The organism is Dactylosporangium sp. NPDC050688 (assembly GCF_040654515.1).
Classification (GTDB): domain Bacteria; phylum Actinomycetota; class Actinomycetes; order Mycobacteriales; family Micromonosporaceae; genus Dactylosporangium.
Genome location: NZ_JBFAIC010000057.1, coordinates 1 through 21,493 on the forward strand (window position 1 = coordinate 1; position 21,493 = coordinate 21,493).

Here is a 21,493-nt window from a genome sequence, read left to right on the forward strand (position 1 = left end):
CGCCCACTACGGCGCGCCGGGCGTCGGGCAGGCATGGACCTGCACGACCTGCGGAACGGCATGGTCCCGGGTCGGCGGCGCGTTCTGGCCGGCCGGCGGACCCGCCCACGTCGCGCCAGCGCATGCGCACATCGCGATGCGACGGCTCGTTATTGAAAATGAAAACGAGTAGCGTCCGGTGTTGTGCCCGTCGGTGTCGGCGGCACCGCACCGACTCGTCTTCAAGGAGCCACCGACATGCAGCTTCGCCGGCGATCACCCGCAGTCGCCACCGTCCTCACCGCGCTCGCCGCCGCGCTGGCCGCGTGCGGCGCCGACCCGGCCTCCACCGCGCAACCCGCGAGCGGCGCCGGCACCCGGCTCGCCGTCGTCGCGACCACCACGCAGGTCGCCGACTTCGCCCGCAACATCGGCGGCGACCGGGTCACCGTCACCCAGATCATCAGACCCAACATCGACCCGCACGACTACGAGCCGACCCCGGCCGACCTCACCGCCATCGGCGCCGCCAAGGTCCTCGTCAAGAACGGCGTCGGCCTGGAGGGCTGGCTCGAGGCGACCATCGCCTCCGCCGGCTTCCGCGGCACTACCGTCGACGCCAGCACCGGCGTCCAGATCCGCAAGGGCGAGGGCGAGGAGGCCGAGCACGGCGACCCGCACATCTGGCACGACCCGCGCAACGCCAAACGCATGGTCCAGACCATCGAGCAGGCGTTCGCCGCGGCCGCGCCCGCCGACGCCGCCGCGTTCGCGAAGAACCTCGCCGGCTACAGCGTGAAGCTCGACGCCCTCGACGCCGACATCGCCGCGAAGCTCGGCCGGCTGCCCGCCGGAGACCGCAAGCTCGTCACCAACCACGACGCGTTCGGCTATTACATCGACCGGTACCAGCTGCAGTTCGTCGGCTCGATCATCCCCAGCTTCGACACCTCCGCCGAACTGTCCGCCAAGGACGTCGACGACATCGTCGCCAAGATCAAGCAGACCGGCGCCAAGGCGGTGTTCTCCGAGAGCTCGCTGCCGCCGAAGACCGCCGAGGCGATCGCGAAGCAGGCCGGGGTGAAGGTCGTCGCCGGCGAGGACGCCCTGTACGGCGACACCCTCGGCCCGGAGGGCTCCGCCGGCGACACGTACCTCAAGATGGAGGAGCACAACACCGACACGATCGTGCGGGCCCTCGGTGGCTGACCCCGCCCTGCACCTCGAGCGGGCCACCGTCGGCTACGACGGCACCCCGGTCCTGCACGACGTCACCGGCCAGGTCCGCGCCGGTGAGACCGTGGCGCTGATCGGCCCCAACGGCGCCGGCAAGTCCACCCTCATCAGGGCCGTCCTCGGTCTGGCACCGGTCACCGCCGGCACGATCACCGTGCTCGGCGGGGCCCCGGCCGGTGCCCGCCGCGAGGTCGCGTACGTCCCACAGGCCGACACGCTCGACCTGCAGTTCCCGATCTCCGTCGCGCAGGTCATGCTCATGGGCCGCTACCGCCGCACCGGCTGGCTGCGCCGCCCCGGCCGCACCGACCGGCGCATCGCCGCCGACGCCCTGGACCTGGTCGGCCTGGCCGAGCGGGCCCGGGCCCGGTTCGGCACGCTGTCCGGCGGCCAGCGCCAGCGCGTCCTGCTGGCCCGCGCCATCGCCCAGCAGCCCCGGCTGCTGCTGCTCGACGAGCCGTTCAACGGCGTCGACGCGGTCAGCCAGGACGCGCTGCTGGCGGCGATCGGTGCCCTCACCCGGCAGGGCGCCGCCGCCGTCATCAGCACCCACGACCTGGCCCTCGCCCACCTCGCCTGCGATGCCGCCTGCCTGATCAACCGGCACGTGTACGGCTTCGGCCCGGTCGGCGAGGTCCTCACCCCGGCCCTGCTGCGCGCCGCGTACGGCAGCCAGGCCCTCGAACTGCGCGGCGACCGGGTCATCGTCGCCCGGCCGTGAGGAGCCCGCGTGCACGCCGTCCTCATTGCGCCGTTCACCGCGCCCTTCATGGGCCGCGCCCTCGGCGAACTGCTGCTGCTGGCCCTGCTCGCCGGGGTGGTGAGCGTCTTCGTGCTCATCCGGCGGCTCGGGTTCGTCGCCGACACCATGACCCACACTGTCTTCCCCGGCGTCGTCATCGGGTTCCTCGGCGGCGGCCCCGGCGGCGTCTTCCCCGGCGCGCTGGCTGCCGCCGCCGTCACCGCGGCGCTGCTGACCCTGCTCACCCGGTCCCGGCGGGTCACCGACGACACCGCCATGGCGGTGCTGCTCGTCGCCATGTTCGCCGTCGGTGTCGTACTCGTGTCGCGGCGCGCGTCCTACCGTGCCGACCTCACGGCGTTGCTGTTCGGCCGGCTCCTCGCCGTCACGCCCGCCCAGCTGGCGCAGACCGCGGCCGTGGCCGCCGTCGTGCTGACCACCCTCGCGGCGCTGGCCAAGGAGCTGCGGCTGCGCGCGTTCGACCCGCAGACCGCAGCCGCCATGGGCTACCGCGTCTGGCTGCTGGACCTGACCCTCACCATGAGCATCGCCCTCGTGGTCGTCGCGGCCGCGCAGTCCGTCGGCACGATCCTCGTCGTGGCGCTGCTGGTCGTACCGGCGGCAACGGGACGGCTCCTCTCGGACCGCCTCGCGGTGATCGCCGCCGTCGGGGTCGTCGCCACGGCCGCGGCCGGCTACCTCGGCCTCGCCGTCAGCTACCACGCCTCCGTCACCCACGGCCTGCGGCTGGCCAGCGGCGGCACCGTCGTGCTCGCCCTCGTCGCGCTGTACCTGCTGGCCCTGCTCGTCCCGCCCGCCCGCCGGCTCGCCACCCGGGCCGCCCACCGCCGGAGGCCGCCCGATGCCGTGGCTTGACGTCGCGTTCCACCGGGCCCTGATCGAGGCGGTCCTGGTCGGTCTCGCCGCCGGGCTGCTCGGCGTGCAGGTCGTGCTGCGGCGGCTGGCGTTCTTCACCATGGCGATGACGCACGCCACGTTCCCCGGCGTCGTCGTCGCCGCGGTCGTCGGCGTCGACCTGTACCTCGGCGGCGCCGCCGCTGGCGTTCTCGCCGCGCTCGCGGTCGTCGCGCTGTCCCGCCGCCGCGGCCACGACCCGAGCACCGCGACCGCCGTGGCGCTCGCCGCCGGGTTCGCCCTCGGCGTCGTGCTGCTGTCCGCGCAGCGTGGCTTCACCAAGGACCTCACCGCGTACCTGGTCGGGTCGATCCTCACCGTCACCACCGAGGACCTCGCGGTCGCCGCGGCCGTCACCGCCGCCGTCGCGCTCAGCCTGGCCCTGGCCGGCAGGGTGCTGGCGTACACGGCATTCGACCGCGACGGCGCCCGGGCCGCCGGGTACCGCACCGGCGCCGTCGACCTCGGCGTGCTGCTGCTCATCTGCGCGGTCGTCGTCACCGCCGTGCCCGCCGCCGGCACCATCCTCACCCTGGCGCTGGTCGTCGCCCCGGCCGGCGCCGCCCGGCTGTGGACCGACCGGATCGGCACCATGACCGCCGCCGCGGCCGGCATCGCGGTGACCAGCACAACCGGCGGCCTGCTGCTGTCGCGCGGCTTGGACGTCGCGGCCGGCGCGGCGATCAGCCTGACCGCCACCGGCTGCTTCGCGGTCTCCATGCTCGTCGGGCGCCGCGACAGCCTGCTCACCCGATGGCGGGCCCGCCGGCCGGCCGGGACGGCTCGCCCGGATGCCGGCCGCTTTCCGGAGGGCGGGTAGCCGGTCAGTCGTGCTCGGGGGCGCCGGTCAGGTGGTGGTCGGCGGCGTGCAGGGCCTCGGTGACGAGGCGGCGCACGTGGCCGCCGCGGACCCGGTACAGCACGCGGCGGCCGTCGCGGCGGGCGCTGACCAGGCCGGCCAGCAGCAGCTTCGCCAGGTGCTGGGACACGGCGGGGCGGGACGCGGCGACGGCGGTGGTGAGCGTGGTGACGTCCTGCTCGCCGTCGCGCAGGTGCCACAGCAGCCGCAGGCGGGTCGGGTCGGCGAGCATCCGCAGGGCGGTCACCGCCACGTCGACCTGTGCGCCGCTGGGTGGTTGTTGCAGGTCAGCGGCAGGTGCAACGTTGTCGCGTGCGTACATGAGCACCTATCCTGCCAGTGCGGACCGCGCACCGCCACCATCGCCGCCCCATCGTCGCCCGGGAGGGCCGCCATGCACGAGCACCCCGCCCGTCAGCACGACCACCACCGCCACGAGCACCATCACCCGCACGACCACGACCACGGGCACGACCACGACCACGGGCACGGGCACGACCACGGACGGGCGCGGCGGCTGCGGCACCTGCTCACGCCACACTCGCACGACGCCACGGGCAAGGTCGACGCCGCGATGGAGGCGTCGAAGGACGGCATCCGCGCCGTATGGGTCTCGCTGCTGCTGCTCGGTGCGACCGCCGCCGTGCAGGCGCTGATCGTGGTGCTGTCCGGCTCGGTCGCGCTGCTCGGCGACACCATGCACAACGTCGCCGACGCCCTCACCGCGGTGCCCCTCGGCGTCGCGTTCGTGGTCGGGCGGCGCGCGGCGACCGGCCGGTACACCTACGGCTTCGGCCGCGCCGAGGACCTCGCCGGGATCGTCATCGTGCTGACCGTCGCCGCCTCGGCCGGGTTCGCCGCGTACGAGGCCGTCAGCCGCCTGCTGCACCCGGCGCCCGTCAGCCACCTGCCGTGGGTCGCGGCCGCCGGCGTCGTCGGGTTCGCCGGCAACGAGGTCGTCGCCCGGTACCGCATCGTCGTCGGCCGGCGGATCGGCTCCGCCGCGCTCGTGGCCGACGGGCTGCACGCCCGCGCCGACGGGTTCACCTCCCTCGCGGTGCTGCTCGGCGCCGCCGGCGTGGCGGCCGGCCTGCCGTGGGCGGACCCGGTCGTCGGGCTGGGCATCACCGTCGCGATCCTGTTCGTGCTCAAGGACGCGGCCCGCGAGGTGTACCGGCGCCTCATGGACGCCGTCGACCCGGACCTCGTGACCGCCGCCGGGCACGCGCTGGCCGGCACCCCGGGGGTCCTCGCGGTCGGGGCGCTGCGGATGCGGTGGATCGGCCACCGCCTGCACGCCGAGACCGACGTGGTGGTGTCGCACACGCTGAGCGTCGTGGACGCCCACGCCATCGCCGTGGAGGCGGAGCACCGCCTGCTGCACGCCGTACCCCGGCTCACGACCGCCACCATCCACACCGACCCCGGCACCGCCGCGGCCGCCGCGCACGCGACGGTGGCGCACCACCGGTAGCGGGCCGGTTCACCTCAACAGGGCCGGCCCGCCGACGCCGGTCGGCCGAGCCGGCGCAGCCACCGGTACACGGTGACGGCCCGGCCGTTCATCGCTGCCTGCCCTGGGGCGCTGCTGCAGCCGGAAGACCAGCGGGGGAGCGACGTCGTCCGCGTGGCCGCCGGCGACGGCGACGACGTACGCCGAGTCGTAGCGGTGTGCAGGAGGCGGCCGACGCGGCACGGGTCGTGCGTGACCTGTGGGACTCGTGAGAGGACGACGCCGTCGTGCGTGACGTCGGGTTCAACATCTCGCGGTACGTGGTGCTGCACGGCCTCGACGACATCGTGGACCTGCTCGTGCCGGCGCTGCAGGAGCGCGGCGTCTACCGCACCGGTACACCGGCTCCACGCTGCGCGAGCACCTCGGCCTGCGGCCCCGCCGGGCGCCCGGGCACTGAGCCGCGCCGTGCCGCCGGACCCGGGTCCTTGTCCCCCGTCCGGCTCGCTTTCACGGCGTCCGGCCCGAGCGCTCAGGCGGCGGCCGGCGACGCCGATGAGCAGGGCGTGCTGAGAATCCTGGCGGCCGCGGCCGTCGCCGTGGTCGCGTTGACCGGGTGTGCCGGCGCTGACGCGCCGCAGAGCGTCGGATACGCGCCGGACCGGCCGCCGGTCACGATCGACTTCTGGTACATGCCGTCCGGCGGGCCGCTGCAGGACCAGGCCATCGCCGATGAGGCCGAGCAGTTCCACGCCGCGCACCCCAACATCACCGTCAACCCGGTGCGGGTGGTGTGGGAGGACGCGCTCACCAGGCTCAGCACCGCCTCGGCCAGCGGCGAAGGACCCGACGTCACCCAGCTCGGCACCACCTGGGTCGGCGGCTTCAGCGAGCTCGGGGCGCTGCGGCCGTACAACGCCGCCGAGATCGCCGCGGTCGGCGGGCAGGCCGCCTTCACCGCCGCCAGCTGGAGCTCCAGCCACCTCATCGGCTCGCCGGACACGACCGCCATGCCGTGGCTGATCGACATCCGGGCACTGTTCTACCGCACCGACGTGCTCGCCGCCGTCGGGATCGACCCGGCCACCGCGTTCGCCACCTGGGAGTCGCTGGAGGCGACCCTGCAACGCATCCGGGACGCCGGCAGCCCGGTCGCGCCCCTGGCCATCGGCAACGAGAACACGTTCGGGATCATCCACAACGTCGCCCCGTTCGTCTGGAGCGCCAGCGGCGACCTGCTCGACGCGGCCGGCACCGCGTCCCGCCTCGCCGAACCGGCCGCCGTCGACGCCGTGCACTACTACCAGCGGCTCGTCGCCCGGTACAACGACCCGACCGTCGCCAAGATGGTCTCCGACCGCGTGCCCGCCGCGTTCGCCGCCGGCCAGGGCGCCGTCACCATCGACAACTCCCAGTCCGTCGGGGACTTCCTCGCCAACCCCGACCGGGCCGGCCTGCGCGCCGGCTGGGCGACCGCGCCACTGCCCGCGGGCAAGGCCGGCCGGTTCGGCTTCCTCGGCGGCTCCAACCTCGCGATCCTCAAGGAGGCCGCGCACCCCGACGCCGCCTTCGAATGGGTCAGGTTCCTCACCGCCAAGCAGAGCCAGCAGCGGTACGCCGTGAGCACCGGCCTCTGGCCCGCCCGTACCGAAGCCGTCGCCGGCACGAAGCTGGAGACCGAACCCGCGTACGGCGCGTTCCGCGAGATGATCGGCCACGGCCGCATGTACCCGTCGGTCGCCGCCTGGATCGTCGTGGAGAGCGTGATCGCCAAGGACTTCGCCGAGCTGTGGCACGCCCCCGGCGAGCTGACCCGCGACCAGGTCCAGGCGATCCTGACCCGCACCAGCGCCGACATCGACGAGACCCTCGCCGACCCCGGCCGCACCGGCATCAACGACTGACCGGCACCGGTAGCAGGGCTCCGGTGTGGCAGGCTCCGGCACCGCCATCTCCAGCAGCGTGTCGTCCCTGAGCCTCAGCGGGACCGCATCCGATCGAGGGCCGCGTCCAGATCGAACACGAACCCGAACTCCTGCCGCACGAGAGGCCGCGTGGCACGCCAGGCATCCCGATGTGGACGACGCCGGCCGCAGATGACCTGATGGCCGGCCAACCCGCGGCACGGCGAAGGCCCGGCCGGATCGGCCGGGCCTTCGCCGTCGGGTCACTTGCCGGAGCCGGACTTCGGTGCCTTCTGCGCCAGCGCGCTGCCCGCGGCCTGCTTGTCCTCGGTGGACGAGTTCGGGTCGCGCAGCACGTCGCTGGCCGCCGAGGCCGCCTTCGCGCTGGTCTGCTTGGTGTTCTCAGCCATCGATCCGCTCCTCACAGTTGCTCGTTCAGTGACGGCCGCGCAGGCCGCCGTACCTCTGCCAAGAGGGTTGCCCCGGAAAGGGCGCGTTCAATCTTGACGGCGACCGATATGTTGCTGCCATGCAGCCGTGGCAGGTCTCCCTCGGGGTCGATCTTGGCACCACCCACACCATCGCCGTCCTGGCCACGCCGGACGGGCGGGACCAGCCGCTGCTGTTCGACTCCAGCCCGTTGCTGCCCTCCGCCGTGTACGGTGGCGCCGGCCACCGCCTGCTCGTCGGCCGCGACGCGCTGCGCGAGGGGCGGCTGGCGCCGCAACGGCTGGAGCAGCACCCGAAGCGCCGCGTCGACGACGGCGCGGTCCTGCTCGGCGACGAGGAGTTCCAGGTCGTCGACATCTTCGCCGCGCTGCTGCGCCGGGTGGGCGAGGAGGCGGTGCGCGCCGCCGGCAGCCCGTCGCGGGTCGTGCTCACCCACCCCGCCACCTGGGCGGCGCCGCGCCGGCAGGTGCTGACCGCGGCCGCGCAGGCCGCCGGGTTCCCGGCCGTCACGCTGGTCCCCGAGCCGGTCGCGGCGGCCGTCTACTTCACCACCGTCCTGCGCCGGCCGGTGCCCGACGGCCACGCGCTGGTCGTGTTCGACCTCGGCGCGGGCACCTTCGACACCAGCGTCGTCGCCCGCAGCCCCGGCGGCGGCTGGCAGGTGCTGGGCGCCGACGGCTCCGACACCCTCGGCGGCGTCGACCTGGACGCGGCGGTCGTCGACTGGATCGGGCGTCCTCTCGCCGGACGCGACCCGGCGCTGTGGAGCCGGCTCATCGACTTCCCGGACGTCGAGGACCGTCGCCGGCGGCAGCAGCTGTACGACGAGGCCCGCGTCGCCAAGGAACAGCTCTCCCGCCAGCCCACGGCGACGGTCCGGGTGCCGCTGTTCGACACCGACGTGCAGCTCACCCGCGAGGAGTTCGAGCAGCTGGCCCGGCCGCTGCTGGAGGAGGCGGTCACGCTGACCGCGGCGACCCTGACCCGGGCCGGGCTGCGACCGGACCGGATCGCCGGGCTGTTCCTCGTCGGCGGGTCGAGCCGGATCCCGCTCGCGGCGACGCTGCTGCACCAGCGGCTCGGGGTGGCGCCGACGCTGATCGAGCAGCCGGAGCTGGTGGTCGCCTACGGCAGCCTCAAGGCGGCGTCCGACCCCGTGCCGCCGTTGATGTCGGCAGCGCCCATGTCGGGCGCCCCGATGTCAGCTGTTCCCATGTCGGGCGTTCCGGTGTCGGCTGCTCCGGTGTCGGGCGCTCCGATGTCGGCCCGTCCGACGTCGGGCGCTCCGGCCTCGGCCGCGCCGCCGCTGTTCACACCGCCCGCGCACCCAGCCCCACACCCAGCCCCACACCCGGTCCCGCGCGCACCGGACCGGCGCCTGCTGAAACCGGTCCTGGCCGGAGCCGTCGCACTCGTCCTGCTCGCGGCCGCCGGGTACGCCATCCGGAACCAGACCACCACCGGCCGCTCCGGCGACCAGGGGAGCGGCCCGTCCGGCACGGGCAACGGCGCCAGCGCCCCCGGCAAGCCGGCCGGCGGCCAGTCGATCACCGTGTCCCGCGTCGTGTGGTACGCGGCGGCCAAGTTCACGTTCGGCACGGTCACGTATCAGCCGCCCGGCGGCGCCGGTGACGGTACCCTCACCGCCGACGTCACCGTGGAGAACCTGTCGTCGTACCCGTTGACCCGCAACGTCTTCGCCACCTACCGCAGCAGCGGCGGCCGCACCACCAAGGGCCGGCTCGCCGACGCCGGGCAGGTCCCGGCGAAGGTGACCAACCCCGGCCGGTTCACCTTCGACATCGACCCGGCGGAGGTCGGCGACCTCAAGGCCGGCACCATCACCATCGGCGAGGACACCGAGGCGCTGGCGGTCGTCCCCTTCGCCGAGCAGACGCAGGCCACCACGTTCGAACCGCGCGAGGTGCTGCCCGCCGCCAGCAGGACCGCCGGTCGGTTGCGGTTCGACGGCCTGGCGTGCACGCTGAGCGCCGCCCTCCTCGACGGCGACGGCGTCAACGACGCCCACCGCCAGGTCAGGGACGGCTACCGGTACGTCGCCTGCCGCTTCGACGTGCGGGCCCTGGGCCCGGTCGGCGACGGCGGCCAGGACGTCGGCCCGCTGAACTTCCGGATCCTGCAGCCCGACGGCAGCCTCCTGGCCCCGCTGAACGTCTCGGCCAGGGCCCTCGGCCCGGACGAGGTCTGGCGCGACCGGTGGACCTGGTTCGAGGTGCCGTTCCCGCTGCCGCCCGGCGCGTACGTGCTGCAGCTGCGCTACCTCGGCCCGTCCAACAAGGACGCCCCGTCGCCCGCCAACACCGTGCCGGTCGAGCTCAGCATGGCCTGAACCGCCGAGCCGCACGCTCACCGGCGTCGCCTTGGTCGTACGAAGCGCTCATCCGCCACCGTCCCCAAGCGCCCGGACGATCGCGCGCCGCGTTGATCAGCGCCGGGAGTGCTGGTCGCGCGCTGTCGCCTTCGGTGACGTCCTCGGCAACCGGATGGCAGCGGCGACACCCGCCATCGCACATAGCAGCTCCTTCACGTCGAGGGGAGCGTAGCGCCGCCCGGGTGGTTGTGGATCTTTGTGTTCGAACCTGGGCCGGGTTTCGTCAAGACGATGCAGAAGTGTCGTTCATGAGCCGTCACATCACAGTTTGATTGCCGTGAGTTGACACAACCCCCTGCCCGGTACCAAGGTCCCGATAGGACATTCAATCAAGGTTGAACATGTTCGATCACACCCCGACATCTCTGAACACCCCGCGTAACTCCCGGTCAGGAGGACACATGCGCGTCACTACGCGTGCGCTCGTCACGGTCGCCGGCCTTGCCCTCGCCCTCGTGGCGAGTGGCTGCGGCGCCGACGACGGCGACGGCGGCAGCAGCGGCAACAAGAAGGTCGAGGTCTTCACGTGGTGGGCCGACGGCGGTGAGAAGGCCGGCCTCGACGGGCTCGTCGCGCAGTTCAAGACGGACTGCTCGCAGTACGAGTTCGTCAACGGCGCCGTCGCCGGTGGGGCCGGGTCCAACGCCAAGCAGGTCCTCGCGTCGCGGCTGCAGCAGAGCGACCCGCCGGACACGTTCCAGGCGCACGCCGGCGCCGAGCTGTCCGACTACATCAAGGCCGGGCAGATCGAGGACCTCAGCGCCCAGTACAAGGAATGGGGCCTGACCACGGCGTTCCCGAAGGGGCTCGTGGACAGCCTCACCGTCGGCGGCAAGATCTACTCGGTGCCGGCGAACATCCACCGGGCCAACGTGCTGTGGGCCAACAAGACCGTGCTGGCCAACGCGGGGATCACCGCGCCGGCGACGACGCTGCCGGAGTTCTTCACGCAGCTGGACACGCTGAAGGCCAAGGGGATCGCCGCCCCGCTGGCGCTGGGCAAGGACTGGACGCAGCAGATGCTGTTCGAGGCGGTGCTCATCTCCAAGCTCGGCCCGGACAAGTTCAACGGGCTGTGGAGCGGCTCCACCGACTGGGCCGGCGCCGACATCACCGACGCGATCAACGACTACAAGAAGCTGCTCACGTACAGCAACAAGGACCGCGACACGTTCGACTGGACCGACGCGGAGAAGCTGCTGATGGAGGGCAAGGCCGCGTTCCAGCTCATGGGCGACTGGGAGGCCGCGGACCTGGACGCCAAGAACTTCAAGGACTACAGCTACTCGGTGTTCCCGGGCAACGGCAACGCCTACCAGTGGCTCGCCGACTCGTTCGTGCTGCCGAAGAACGCCAAGAACGCCGAAGGCACCAAGTGCTGGCTCAGGACCCTCGGCTCGGCCGCCGGGCAGAAGGCGTTCAACGTGAAGAAGGGCTCGATCCCGGCCCGCACCGACGCCGTCGCCGCCGACTACCCGGCCTACCAGCAGGCCGCGATCGCCGACTGGGCCAAGGGCACCCCGGTCCCGTCGTGCCCGCACGGCTCGGCCTGCTCGCAGGGCTGGCAGGGCGCGGTCGGCTCGGCGCAGGGCAAGTTCTCCAGCGACGGTGACGTCGCGAGCCTGCAGAAGGCGCTCGTCGCCGCGGCAAAGCAGTTCGCCGGCAAGTAAGCAGTTCGCCGGCAAGTCAGCGGTTCGCCGGCGAGCAGCAGTTCGCCGGCGAGGAGACCGAAGCTGTCGCCGGGCGGGTCCACGCGACCCGCCCGGCACCGCGGTGATGGGAGAACGTTGAGCACCAAGACCACCGCCCGGTTGCGCCGCTGGGCGCCCGGCCTCGCCCTGCTGACGCCGTCACTCGTCGTGCTCGGCGTTTTCGTGTACGGCCTCATCGGCTGGACCACGAAACTGTCGCTCACCGACGAGCACGACGCGCTGGGCAGCAAGGGATTCGTCGGCCTGCGCAACTTCGTGGACCTGTTCACGCAGGACATCAACGGCCGGTTCGTGCACTCGCTGAAGAACCTGCTCGTCTTCACCGTCGTGTTCATGCTCGGCGCGCTGCTGATGGGCCTGCTGTGGGCGTTCCTGCTGGAGCGCGGCGTGCGCGGAGAAGGCTTCTTCCGCGCCGTGTACCTGTTCCCGATGGCGGTGTCGTTCGTCGCCTCCGGCGTGGTGTGGCGGTGGCTGATGAACTCCGGCACCGGCGAGCAGGCCGGCGGCCTCAACCGCATCTTCCACGACCTGCACCTGGGCTTCCTGGAGAACCCGTGGTGGACCGACCCCGACTGGGGCATGGCCGCGATGGCGCTGCCCGCGATCTGGCAGCTGTCGGGCTACGTGATGGCACTGTTCCTGTCCGGCTTCCGCGGCATCCCCGCCGAGCTGCGCGAGGCCGCCGCCATGGACGGCGCCACCGGCTACCAGCTCTACCGGCACGTCATCTTCCCGCAGCTCACCCCGACGGCGCTGTCCGCCCTGATCATTCTCGGACACATGTCGATGAAGATGTTCGACCTCATCATGTCGGTGTCCGGCGCCCAGTGGATCACCGAAGTGCCCGCCGTGTACGTGTGGCAGACGCTGCTCACCAGCGACTACGCCAAGGCCGCGGCGATCTCCGTGATCCTGCTGCTGCTCGTCGCCGTGGTGATCGTGCCGTACCTCATCTACAACAACCGGGTGGAGCGCCGCTCATGACCGCCAGCACCGTGACCCCCGCACCCCCGGTGACCGTCACGGCGCCGGCGCGCCGGCCGGGCGGTGGGATCAACCGCCGCTCCCCGCTCGCGCGGCTCGTCACGTACGGGCTGCTGCTGCTCTTCCTCGTCATCGTGCTCATGCCGGCGTACGTGCTCGTCGTCACCAGCCTCAAGTCGGGCCGCGAGATCGGCGTCAACGGCCAGTGGAACCTGCCGCAGGAGTGGACGTTCGCCTCGTGGGAGAAGGCGTGGACGTCGCTGCGGCCGTCGTTCATCCGCACGTTCGAGCTCGCGGTCCCGGTCGCGGCCATCTCCTCGATCCTCGGCGCCGCCAACGGTTTCGTGCTGTCCCGGTGGCGCTTCCCCGGCGCCGACGTGGTGTTCACGCTGATCCTGTTCGGCATGTTCATCCCGTACCAGGCCGTCATGATCCCGCTGCGGCAGATCGTGCACGAGATCGGCCTCCCGCCGGGCATCCCGACCCTGGTGTTCGTGCACTGCGTCTACGGCATCCCGATCTGCACCCTGATCTTCCGCAACTACTACGCCACGACCGTGCCCGTCGAGCTCATCGAGGCCAGCCGGGTCGACGGCGCGGGCATGCTGCGCACGTTCGGCTCGGTGATCCTGCCGCTGTCCGCGCCCGGCTTCGTGGTCACGGTCATCTGGCAGTTCACGTCGTCGTGGAACGACTACCTGTTCGCCATCTTCATGTCCAACACCCGCAACGGCCCGATCACGATCGCCCTCAACGCCCTCGCCGGCGCGCAGTCCCCGGACTACGCGGCCTCGATGGCGGGCGCCCTCATCGCGTCGCTGCCGACGCTGGTCGTCTACATCGTGCTGGGCCGCTGGTTCATCGGCGGGCTGATGGCGGGCTCCGTCAAGAGCTGACGTGTCGCGCCGGACGGCCCGGCCGTCCGGTGCGACACCGGCGCGCGGACCGTGCGGCGCGGCGCACGCCGTCGGTAAGCTCGGGCCGGTGACCGAGCCGTACCCCGTGCCCGTCCCGCGCCCGACGCTCACCCACGCCAACTGCGTGGTGTCGGCCCCGATCGGCTACCGGCCGCTGCACCTCGACCTGCACGTGCCCCCGGGCGACGGCCCGTTCCCGGTGCTGCTGTGGCTGCACGGCGGCGGCTGGGTCACCGGCAGCCGCGTGTGGACCGTCGACCAGCGCTTCCACGAGCGGATGGTGGCCCGGGGCTCCGCGGGCAGTGCCGTGGCTCGGCCCGGGGGACCGCGCCACGGCACCGGGTCCTACGGTGCGATCTGCCAGAGCTGGCAGGTGTTGTTCAGCCACATCCAGAGCTGCACCTTGGTGCCGTTCGCGGTGCCGCAGTTCTGGTCGTCCAGCACCATGCCGCTGTTCTCGACGACGAGCTCGTAGCGGCCGTTGCCGGCGGGGATGACGGCCCACTGCTGGCAGGTGTTGCCCAGTGACTGCCACAGGTTCGTGGCTGTGCCGAGCGCCAGGCCGCAGTTGACGGCGTCGAGGACCTTGTTGGCGTTGACGTTCGTGACGGTCCACTTGTTGGGCCCGACGCTGTTGAACCGCCACTGCTGGCACGTGTTGCCCAGCGACTGCCACACATCGATCTGCGTGCCGTTGGCGGTGCCGCAGTTGACCACGTCGAGGACCTTGCCGCTGGCGAGGTTCGTCAGCCGGTACGTGGCACCGTTGACCGGGAACGTGACGCTCTTGCTGTACCCGACGGCCACGATGTTGGCCTGCACCGCGTTCTCCGTGGCGTCGCTGGGGTAGCCGCTGGTCATGACGCCCTCGAAGAACGAGCCGACCGAGCCGTTGCTGTTGTCGCCGCCGATGCCCAGGATGATGGCGCCCTGCTTGGTCATCGGCCGGTACCCGGCCTGGGTGGGCAGCCCGCCGTTGTACCGGGTGGCGAGCCCGCCGGACTGCGCGTTGCCGTCCTTGATGGCGTACGTGGTGGTGCCGTTGTTCTTCAGCATCGCCGTCACGAACGCGCTGCTGCGGCCGGTGTTGGACGTCCACGAGCCGTTGCCGCCGGCGAACAGGCCGTTCTCCAGGTCCGCGGCGACCCTCGGCCCGCCCGCGCAGGGCGAGAACCAGCACAGGGTGCCGAAGTAGATGGCGTCCATGTCGCCGTTGCCGGTGTCCATGTTGTTCGTCTCGGCGTTGCCGTAGTCGAAGCAGCAGCGGTCGTTGACGTGGGTGCCCTCGGTGACCATGTACATGCCCTCGGGCTGGCTGCCGGTGGCGACGCCGTTGGTGGCGTTGTTGCGGTAGCCGTTGCCGGCGGAGATGTACACGCCGTACACCTTGTGCCCGCCGGCGGTCACGGGCAGCGCCGCGGCGTTCGCGCCCTGGTCGGGGGTCGGGTTGGCGCCGCCGCCGGGCGCGATCGTGAGGTCGTTGTGGCGCGAGGTCTGGTCGTAGATGCGCACGATCGTGCAGTAGGTGCCGGCACAGAACGAGTCCTGCGCGGCGGCGTTGGCGTAGCCGCCGGCGCTGAGCAGGCCGATGTTCGCCGTCGCGCCGTCGGACCAGCGCCGCACCTGGTAGAGCGGGCCGTTGTACGCGCCGAACAGCGCCCGGGTCGTGCTGTGCGCGGCGACGCACGGGGTGCCGCCGCCGGCGTAGATGTCGCAGGACGAGGTGCCGGCCGCCCGCGCGGTGTCCGGCAGGGCGACCAGGGCCGCGGCGACGAGCGCCGTGGCGGCGGCGAAGGCTGTTCGCCGCAGGGACCGCAGATTCATGCTGCGCCTCTTTCAGGGGGTGTACGGCAGCGCGGTGCGTGACCGGGGTCGCGCTGCCAAGGCGTATGTTAGCGTTCACATGAGGCATCGCGCGCACGAGGGGGTAAGAGCGTCAGCTGCCTGCTTGGCGGAAGGTTGCTGACGCGGCGGCCGCCTGGTTGATGAGTGTTATCGCTAACATAGATGATGTCAAGTGCGTCTCGGTCGCTGCTGAGTGTCGTGGACCGCACTGTCCGGCAGTCGGCGACCCGACCAGGCCGGCCGGATCCGCCCGATACGCTCGCGCCCGTTGTCCGTTTCCCCGGAGGGTTGACGCGTGGAACCCTGGATCATCGCGGTGGTCGTCGGTGCGGTCCTGCTACCCGTCGGCATCCTCGTGACCGTCTCCCGCGCCATGGTCCACGCCGCGGCACCGGGCGGCGCGCCCGGCGTCTTCGGGCTGCTCCCGGGCCGCGCGATGCTCAACGGCCTGGCCGCCGCCTGGGAGCAGGAGCGGGCCACCATGACCGCCGTGCTCCGCGAGGACCTGCGGGCCGTGCGCGTCGCGACCGGCGCGGACCCCGAGGCCGCCGCGCAGCTGCAGGCCGCCGAGCGGGCCGTCGACCTGTTCGCCGCCAACAAGGACTGGGCCGGCAACATGCGCGCCGCCACCGCCGCGATGAGCCGGGCCAACCGCGCCATGGCGGGCTCCGACCAGCCGCCGTGCCTGTTCAACCCCGCCCACGGCCCCGCCGAGGCCGAGGTCGAGTGGGCGCCCGGCCGCGGCGCCGCCCGCCGCCGCGTCCCGGTCTGCGCCGCCGACGCCGCCCGGCTGCGCGCCGGCACCCCGCCCCTGGCACGGATGGTCCAGACCGACGAGGGCGTCGTGCCCTACTACGGCGCGCACGGCCGCTACGTCGACTGGTTGCTCGGCTGGTACGACGGCTGCGACCCCTACCTGACCGCCCGCCTGCTCGCCGGCACCACCATCGGCAGCCACCTGCCCGGCCGCATCCGCGCCATCCACGGCGCCGGCAGCGACCCGCTCGGCGAGTTCGGCCGCGTCCACGACTGAGGACGTACGGCGGCTACGGCCGGTCCGTGAGCGGCCCGCCGAGCAGCCGCGCGGGCCAGGCACGTTGCTCGGCGGTGTCGGGGACGGGCAGGCCACGCGCCTGTTGCAGGCCCGCCCAGGCCTCGTCCGCCGGCAGCCCGTTGAGTACCAGGACGGCGGCAGCCTATCGCTGTCGAGACGTGGGCGGTCCGGGGGAACGACGCGGGATGACACAGTGGCCCGCCGGAGCGCCAGCGGGCCGCGCCGCGGTGGTGGACGGTGCGCGGCTGAACCGCCAGCACCGGTACCGCGGGGTGGCCGGCGCCCGGCGCCGGCCACCCCCAGGAAAGCGGCAGCTCAGCCGACCGGCGTCACCTCCCCGGCGCGGGCCGGCGCCGGCGACGTGGTGCGGGACAGGCGGCCCGGCCACCACGCGGCGCGGCCGATGTGGATGGTGAGGGCGGGCACGAGCAGGCTGCGGACCAGCAGGGTGTCGATGAGGACGCCGACGGTGACGATGACGCCGATCTGCATCGACGGGACCATCGGCAGGATCATCAGGGCCGCGAACGTGGCCGCGAGCACCACCCCGGCGCTGGTGATGACGCCGCCGGTCACCGTGAGCGCGTGCAGGACCCCCTGGCGGGGGCCGAGCTGCGCGGTCTCCTCCCTGGCCCGGGTCATCAGGAAGATCGTGTAGTCGACGCCGAGGGCCACGATGAACAGGAACGTCTGCAGGGGCACCGCGCTCCACAGCCGCGGGTGGCCCGCCGCGTCGAGCAGGAACCCGGCCGCGCCCAGCGCCGCCGCGTACGACAGCACCACGCTGGCCAGCAGCACCAGCGGCGCGACGAGCGCCCGCAACAGGCTCATCAGCACGAGCAGGATGACGGCGAGGACCAGGGGGATGACGACGAGGTTGTCGCGGCTGGTGACCGCGTCGCCGTCGACCTCGAACGCGGTGTCGCCGCCGACGAGCGCTTCCGAGCCGGGCACGCCGCGCACGGCGTCGCGTAGCCGGTGCAGCGCCTCCTGGGCGGCCGGGCTGGTGGGCTCGGCGGCGAGGGTCGCCTCGAGGCGCACCCACCGCCCGTCCGCGGACCGCTGCGGCTCACCGACCGTGGCGACCCCGGCCACGGCGCGGGCGGCGTCGGCGACCGGCGCGGCGGTCCCGGCGGTGGCCAGGACGACGGCGGGGGCCAGGGTGCCGCCGGGGTAGTGCCGCTCGATGAGCCGCTGCCCGGTGACCGAGCCGACCTCCTTGCTGAACGTCTCGTCGCCCGGCAGGCCGACGCTGAGGTTGGTGACGCCGAAGGTGAGCCCGGCGAGCACCGCGGCGGTCGCCAGCCAGACGGTGCGCGGCCGGCTGCCGACGACGCGGGCGACGCGGGCCCACACGCCGTGGTCGGCGGCGACGTCCTGTCCCGCGATACCCGGCGTGTACCGCGGCACGAACGGCCAGAACACCCAGCGCCCGAGGAGCACCAGGACCGCCGGCAGCAGGGTCGTCATCGCGGTGAACGTGGCGACGACCCCGATCGCGCCGACCGGGCCGAGCCCGTGCGTGGCCGGCTGGTCCGCGGCGAGCAGGCACAGCAGGCCGATGGCGACGGTCGCCGCCGACGCGCAGATCGCCGGGAAGGAGCGGCGCAGCGCGATCGCCATCGCCTCGTGCCGGTCCTCGTGGCGGCGCAGTTCTTCGCGGTACCGGGCGACGATGAGCAACGCGTAGTCGACGCCGACACCGATCGCCAGGATCGTCATGATGTTCTGGCTCTGCAGGTTGACGGTGAGCCCGGTGTGCTTGACCAGCAGGTACACCACGCCGCCGGCGATCTGGCTGGCGACCGCGGCGGTGAGCAGCGGCACCAGCCACAGCACCGGGCTGCGGTAGGTGAGCAGCAACAGCACCGCGACGGCCGCGACGGTCGCCAGCAGCAGCGTCACGTCCAGCCCGGCGAACGCGTCGGCGAGGTCGTCCTCGGCACCCGCCGACCCGGTCAGCGCCGTCTGCAGCCCGGCCGGGGCCTGCGCCGCGAGCCGGTCCTTCACCGGCGCGACGGCCGCCGCCTGCTGGGCGTCGTCGCCGGCGAGCTGGAACGACAGCAGCAGCGCCTTGCCGTCGGCGGCGGGGGCCGGCGCGGCGACCGTGCCGCCGAGGGCGTGCGCGGCGAACGCGGCCCGGTCCGCGTCGACCTTCGCCCGGTCGGCGTCGGTGAGGCCGGACTCGCGGACGTACACGGCGACCGCGACGAGTGCGTCCGGCTCGGGGAACGCGGCCTCGGCCCGCGCCGCCGCCCTGGCCGCCTCCGCGCCGGCGGGCAGCGACCCGAGCGTGTCGTTGTCCTGCACGTCGGCGAGCTTCAGCGCGAGCGGGCCCAGTACGGCGGCGATGACGACCCACAGGGCCAGCATCGCGAGTTTGGTGCGGCGGCCGGACGGCAGCCCGGCCAGTCGGTGCGTGGACATCGGGTGTTCCCTCCCTGGAACGGCGCCTGGAGCGGCGTCTGGAACGGTGACGTGTCAAGCGATGCCTCCGATCCAACGCAGCCAGGCCCGCGCGGGCAGGAGTGTCACGTCCCGAACCGGGGTGGTGCTGGCACCACCGCCGTATCAGGTGATCCCGGGTGAGAATGAACCCGTGGACCGACCGAATCCGCTGCCGGCGTGGCTGCCGGAGCCCGTGCGTGCGGCGCTCACCCCGGCGGTGCGCGCCTGGCTGACCCGGGGCGGGCTCGCCGCCGTGCGCGGTGTGCTGCTCGCCGTGGGGATCCTGTCGGTGAACATCACGCTGTTCGTGCTGTTCGTCGTGTCGGCCGTGCTCAGCGTGGCCGGCGTCGGCATCGTGCTCGTCCCGCTCGCCGCCGTCGCCGTGCGGGCCGCCGCCGACCTGGGCCGGCGGCTGCTGGCGCGGTGGACCGGGGTCGCCATCGACGGCCCGTACCGGCCGAGCCCCGCCGGCGCCGGCATCTGGCGGCGGTACCGGTGGGTGATGACCGACCCGGCCACCTGGCGGGACCTGGCCTGGCTGCTGCTGTCCGTCCAGCTCACCGGACTGCTGCTGATCGTGCCGGCAGGGCTCGTCGTGTACGGCGTCGAAGGCGTCCTCGGCGTGCCGGTCCTGCTGTACTTCGCCCTCGACTGGTGGGGCTACGGGGTCTTCTGGCCGATGGACAACCTCGCCGAGGCGCTGCTGAGCTGGCCGCAGGCCGCGCTGATCCTGCCCGCCGGGCTGACGCTCGCACCGTACGCGCTGCGCTGGTTCGCGCTGTTCAGCCGCTGGCTGCTCGCCCCGACTCGCGCGGCCGCCCTCGAACGGCGGGTGGACCGGCTCACCCAGACCCGCACCGACACCGTCGACGCGCAGGCCACCGAGCTGCGCCGCATCGAGCGGGACCTGCACGACGGCGCGCAGGCCCGCCTGGTCGCGGTCAGCATGAAGATCGGGCTCGCGGAGGAGCTGATGGCCCGCGACCCGGAGGCCGCGCTGCGGCTGATGGCGCAGGCCCGCGAGCACAGCGGCCTGGCCCTCGCCGAGCTGCGCGACCTCGTGCGGGGCATCCACCCGCCGGTCCTCGCCGAGCGCGGCCTCGACGGCGCGGTGCGGGCCCTCGCGCTGAGCGCGCCGCTGCCCGTCGACGTCGACGTCGACCTACCCGGGCGGCCGCCGGCGCCGGTGGAGTCCGCGGCGTACTTCGCCGTCGCCGAGGCCCTCACCAACACCGCGAAGCACGCCCAGGCGACCCGCGTGTCGATCCGGCTGGCACACCGCGACGGGCGGCTCGGCATCGTCGTGCGCGACGACGGCCGCGGCGGCGCCGACCCGGCCGCCGGCAGCGGCCTGCGCGGGATCGAACGCCGCCTCGCCGCGTTCGATGGCACCATGTCCGTGGCCAGTCCGCCCGGCGGACCCACCACCGTGACGATGGAGCTGCCGTGCGTGTTGTCATCGCCGAGGATCTCGCCCTCCTCCGGGACGGCCTGATCCACATCCTGCAGGCGTTCGACCACGAGGTCGTCGCGGCCGTCGACAACGGCCCGGCCCTGCTGCCGGCCCTGCTCGGGCACCGGCCCGACGTCGCGGTCGTCGACGTGCGGCTGCCGCCCACGTTCACCGACGAGGGCCTGCAGGCCGCGATCGCCGCCCGCGCCGAGCTCCCCGGCCTGCCGATCCTGGTGCTGTCGCAGCACGTCGAGCAGCTGTACGCCCGGGAACTGCTGGCCGCCGGCGTGGGCGGCGTCGGGTACCTGCTCAAGGACCGCGTCTCGCACGTCGGGCAGTTCATCGACGCGGTGCGCCGCGTCGCCGAGGGCGGCACCGTGATGGACCCGGAGGTCATCGCGCTGCTGCTGGCGCGCCGTACCGACCCGCTCGACGCGCTCACCGCCCGCGAGCGCGAGGTCCTCTCGCTGATGGCGGAGGGCCGCTCCAACGCCGCGATCGCCGGCCGGCTGTTCGTGTCGGAGAAGGCCGTCAGCAAGCACATCAACAGCATCTTCAGCAAGCTCGGCCTGCCCCCGTCCGGCGACGACAACCGCCGCGTCATGGCCGTGCTGGCGTACCTGGACCAGTGAAGCGGCTCCCGCACGGGGTTGACCGGTCCGGGAGGATGGCATGGTGATGACGATCCGGCGGTTCGAGGCCGAGGACGCCACGGCGATCGCGGGCATCATCGCCCGCTGCCTGCGGGAGGTGAACAGCCGCGACTACCCGCCCGACATCATCGACCGCATGCGCGCGCACTTCACCCCCGAGGTCGTCGCGGCGCTCGCCGGCCGGCGGCAGATGTTCGTCGCGACCGACGCGGACCGGGGCGGCATCACCGGCACGATCTCCCGCGACGGCAACCGGGTGCACACGATGTTCGTGCGCCCGGACGTCGCCGGGCGCGGGGTCGGGCGGCTGCTGCTGCGGCACGTCGAGGCGCTCGCCGCCGCTGACGGGTACGACGTCATGGAGACCAGCGCGAGCATCACCGCGCACGGCTTCTACCAGCGGCTCGGCTACCACGACGTGCGCAGCGTCGACACCGACTTCGGCCTGAACCTCATTCTGCGCCGCCCGCTGCGCTGAGCCGCCGCCCGCCCGCTGC

At 73.2% G+C, this 21,493-nt stretch carries 18 protein-coding genes; 14 read left to right on the forward strand and 4 right to left on the reverse strand.

Annotation, left to right across the window (positions count from 1 at the left end; all coding sequences use genetic code 11):
• The first annotated feature begins 237 nt into the window (after positions 1-237).
• From AB0H83_RS38045 to AB0H83_RS38060, 4 genes are read left to right on the forward strand one after another with little or no spacing between them, the layout of a single operon-like run.
• The gene (locus tag AB0H83_RS38045) at positions 238-1,188 is read left to right on the forward strand and encodes a metal ABC transporter substrate-binding protein (protein ID WP_360103843.1); all 951 of its coding nucleotides are present in this window, start codon (positions 238-240) and stop codon (positions 1,186-1,188) included.
• Positions 1,181-1,936, forward strand: coding sequence for a metal ABC transporter ATP-binding protein (locus AB0H83_RS38050; protein ID WP_360103846.1), 756 nt, complete (start codon positions 1,181-1,183; stop codon positions 1,934-1,936). The genes AB0H83_RS38045 and AB0H83_RS38050 overlap by 8 nt, the downstream gene beginning before the upstream one ends.
• A gap of 9 nt (positions 1,937-1,945) precedes the next feature.
• Positions 1,946-2,833: a metal ABC transporter permease gene (locus AB0H83_RS38055; RefSeq protein WP_360103849.1), complete on the forward strand. Its 888-nt coding sequence runs from the start codon at positions 1,946-1,948 to the stop codon at positions 2,831-2,833.
• Positions 2,820-3,692, forward strand: a complete 873-nt coding sequence (locus AB0H83_RS38060; RefSeq protein ID WP_360103852.1) for a metal ABC transporter permease — start codon at positions 2,820-2,822, stop codon at positions 3,690-3,692. Before AB0H83_RS38055 ends, AB0H83_RS38060 begins: the two co-directional genes overlap by 14 nt.
• Positions 3,693-3,696: 4 nt before the next feature.
• Here AB0H83_RS38060 and AB0H83_RS38065 read toward each other — a convergent pair whose 3' ends face one another.
• Positions 3,697-4,053: a metalloregulator ArsR/SmtB family transcription factor gene (locus AB0H83_RS38065; RefSeq protein WP_360103855.1), complete on the reverse strand. Its 357-nt coding sequence runs from the start codon at positions 4,051-4,053 to the stop codon at positions 3,697-3,699.
• Between the two features lie 72 nt (positions 4,054-4,125).
• Here AB0H83_RS38065 and AB0H83_RS38070 point away from each other — a divergent pair, with 72 nt between their 5' ends.
• Together AB0H83_RS38070 and AB0H83_RS38075 are read left to right on the forward strand one after the other, a co-directional pair.
• Positions 4,126-5,205, forward strand: coding sequence for a cation diffusion facilitator family transporter (locus AB0H83_RS38070; RefSeq protein WP_360103858.1), 1,080 nt, complete (start codon positions 4,126-4,128; stop codon positions 5,203-5,205).
• 266 nt (positions 5,206-5,471) lie between these two features.
• Positions 5,472-7,088 (forward strand): extracellular solute-binding protein, encoded by a 1,617-nt coding sequence (locus AB0H83_RS38075; RefSeq protein WP_360103861.1) that lies wholly within the window; start codon positions 5,472-5,474, stop codon positions 7,086-7,088.
• A gap of 263 nt (positions 7,089-7,351) precedes the next feature.
• On the opposite strand, the gene AB0H83_RS38080 is transcribed toward AB0H83_RS38075, so the two are convergent.
• Positions 7,352-7,498: a hypothetical protein gene (locus AB0H83_RS38080; protein WP_360103864.1), complete on the reverse strand. Its 147-nt coding sequence runs from the start codon at positions 7,496-7,498 to the stop codon at positions 7,352-7,354.
• Positions 7,499-7,617: 119 nt separating this feature from the next.
• On the opposite strand from AB0H83_RS38080, the gene AB0H83_RS38085 reads away from it, so the two are divergent.
• The 4 genes from AB0H83_RS38085 to AB0H83_RS38100 all read left to right on the forward strand — a co-directional run bounded on the left by AB0H83_RS38085 (position 7,618) and on the right by AB0H83_RS38100 (position 13,522).
• Entirely contained in the window at positions 7,618-9,888 is a 2,271-nt protein-coding gene (locus AB0H83_RS38085) for an Hsp70 family protein (RefSeq protein ID WP_360103868.1), read from the forward strand.
• 443 nt (positions 9,889-10,331) lie between these two features.
• Positions 10,332-11,600: an extracellular solute-binding protein gene (locus tag AB0H83_RS38090; protein WP_360103871.1), complete on the forward strand. Its 1,269-nt coding sequence runs from the start codon at positions 10,332-10,334 to the stop codon at positions 11,598-11,600.
• Between the two features lie 189 nt (positions 11,601-11,789).
• Entirely contained in the window at positions 11,790-12,626 is an 837-nt protein-coding gene (locus tag AB0H83_RS38095) for a sugar ABC transporter permease (protein ID WP_360104056.1), read from the forward strand.
• The gene (locus AB0H83_RS38100; protein WP_360103874.1) at positions 12,623-13,522 is read left to right on the forward strand and encodes a carbohydrate ABC transporter permease; all 900 of its coding nucleotides are present in this window, start codon (positions 12,623-12,625) and stop codon (positions 13,520-13,522) included. Before AB0H83_RS38095 ends, AB0H83_RS38100 begins: the two co-directional genes overlap by 4 nt.
• A 366-nt stretch (positions 13,523-13,888) precedes the next feature.
• Here the strand turns inward: AB0H83_RS38100 and AB0H83_RS38105 are convergent, their stop codons facing one another.
• Positions 13,889-15,367 carry an arabinofuranosidase catalytic domain-containing protein gene (locus AB0H83_RS38105; RefSeq protein WP_360103877.1) on the reverse strand — a complete coding sequence of 493 codons (1,479 nt, stop codon included), beginning with the start codon at positions 15,365-15,367 and terminating at the stop codon, positions 13,889-13,891.
• A gap of 316 nt (positions 15,368-15,683) precedes the next feature.
• Between AB0H83_RS38105 and AB0H83_RS38110 the strand changes: the two genes are divergently transcribed.
• Positions 15,684-16,421 (forward strand): hypothetical protein, encoded by a 738-nt coding sequence (locus AB0H83_RS38110; protein WP_360103880.1) that lies wholly within the window; start codon positions 15,684-15,686, stop codon positions 16,419-16,421.
• Positions 16,422-16,757: 336 nt separating this feature from the next.
• On the opposite strand, the gene AB0H83_RS38115 is transcribed toward AB0H83_RS38110, so the two are convergent.
• Positions 16,758-18,869 (reverse strand): MMPL family transporter, encoded by a 2,112-nt coding sequence (locus AB0H83_RS38115; RefSeq protein ID WP_360103882.1) that lies wholly within the window; start codon positions 18,867-18,869, stop codon positions 16,758-16,760.
• Between the two features lie 172 nt (positions 18,870-19,041).
• On the opposite strand from AB0H83_RS38115, the gene AB0H83_RS38120 reads away from it, so the two are divergent.
• From AB0H83_RS38120 to AB0H83_RS38130, 3 genes are read left to right on the forward strand one after another with little or no spacing between them, the layout of a single operon-like run.
• Positions 19,042-20,385, forward strand: coding sequence for a sensor histidine kinase (locus AB0H83_RS38120; RefSeq protein WP_360103885.1), 1,344 nt, complete (start codon positions 19,042-19,044; stop codon positions 20,383-20,385).
• The gene (locus AB0H83_RS38125; RefSeq protein WP_360103888.1) at positions 20,337-20,975 is read left to right on the forward strand and encodes a response regulator transcription factor; all 639 of its coding nucleotides are present in this window, start codon (positions 20,337-20,339) and stop codon (positions 20,973-20,975) included. The genes AB0H83_RS38120 and AB0H83_RS38125 overlap by 49 nt, the downstream gene beginning before the upstream one ends.
• Before the next feature lie 40 nt (positions 20,976-21,015).
• Positions 21,016-21,474: a GNAT family N-acetyltransferase gene (locus AB0H83_RS38130; protein ID WP_360103891.1), complete on the forward strand. Its 459-nt coding sequence runs from the start codon at positions 21,016-21,018 to the stop codon at positions 21,472-21,474.
• Positions 21,475-21,493: the final 19 nt, after the last annotated feature.

What these genes read in the sequence shown, in the direction of transcription:
- AB0H83_RS38045 (WP_360103843.1), top strand. Translation starts at nt 238, where the DNA reads ATGCAGCTTCGCCGGCGATCACCCGCAGTCGCCACCGTCCTCACCGCG.
- AB0H83_RS38060 (WP_360103852.1), top strand. Translation starts at nt 2,820, where the DNA reads ATGCCGTGGCTTGACGTCGCGTTCCACCGGGCCCTGATCGAGGCGGTC.
- AB0H83_RS38065 (WP_360103855.1), bottom strand. Translation starts at nt 4,053, where the DNA reads ATGTACGCACGCGACAACGTTGCACCTGCCGCTGACCTGCAACAACCA.
- AB0H83_RS38070 (WP_360103858.1), top strand. Translation starts at nt 4,126, where the DNA reads ATGCACGAGCACCCCGCCCGTCAGCACGACCACCACCGCCACGAGCAC.
- AB0H83_RS38080 (WP_360103864.1), bottom strand. Translation starts at nt 7,498, where the DNA reads ATGGCTGAGAACACCAAGCAGACCAGCGCGAAGGCGGCCTCGGCGGCC.
- AB0H83_RS38085 (WP_360103868.1), top strand. Translation starts at nt 7,618, where the DNA reads ATGCAGCCGTGGCAGGTCTCCCTCGGGGTCGATCTTGGCACCACCCAC.
- AB0H83_RS38090 (WP_360103871.1), top strand. Translation starts at nt 10,332, where the DNA reads ATGCGCGTCACTACGCGTGCGCTCGTCACGGTCGCCGGCCTTGCCCTC.
- AB0H83_RS38100 (WP_360103874.1), top strand. Translation starts at nt 12,623, where the DNA reads ATGACCGCCAGCACCGTGACCCCCGCACCCCCGGTGACCGTCACGGCG.
- AB0H83_RS38105 (WP_360103877.1), bottom strand. Translation starts at nt 15,367, where the DNA reads ATGAATCTGCGGTCCCTGCGGCGAACAGCCTTCGCCGCCGCCACGGCG.
- AB0H83_RS38115 (WP_360103882.1), bottom strand. Translation starts at nt 18,869, where the DNA reads ATGTCCACGCACCGACTGGCCGGGCTGCCGTCCGGCCGCCGCACCAAA.
- AB0H83_RS38130 (WP_360103891.1), top strand. Translation starts at nt 21,016, where the DNA reads ATGGTGATGACGATCCGGCGGTTCGAGGCCGAGGACGCCACGGCGATC.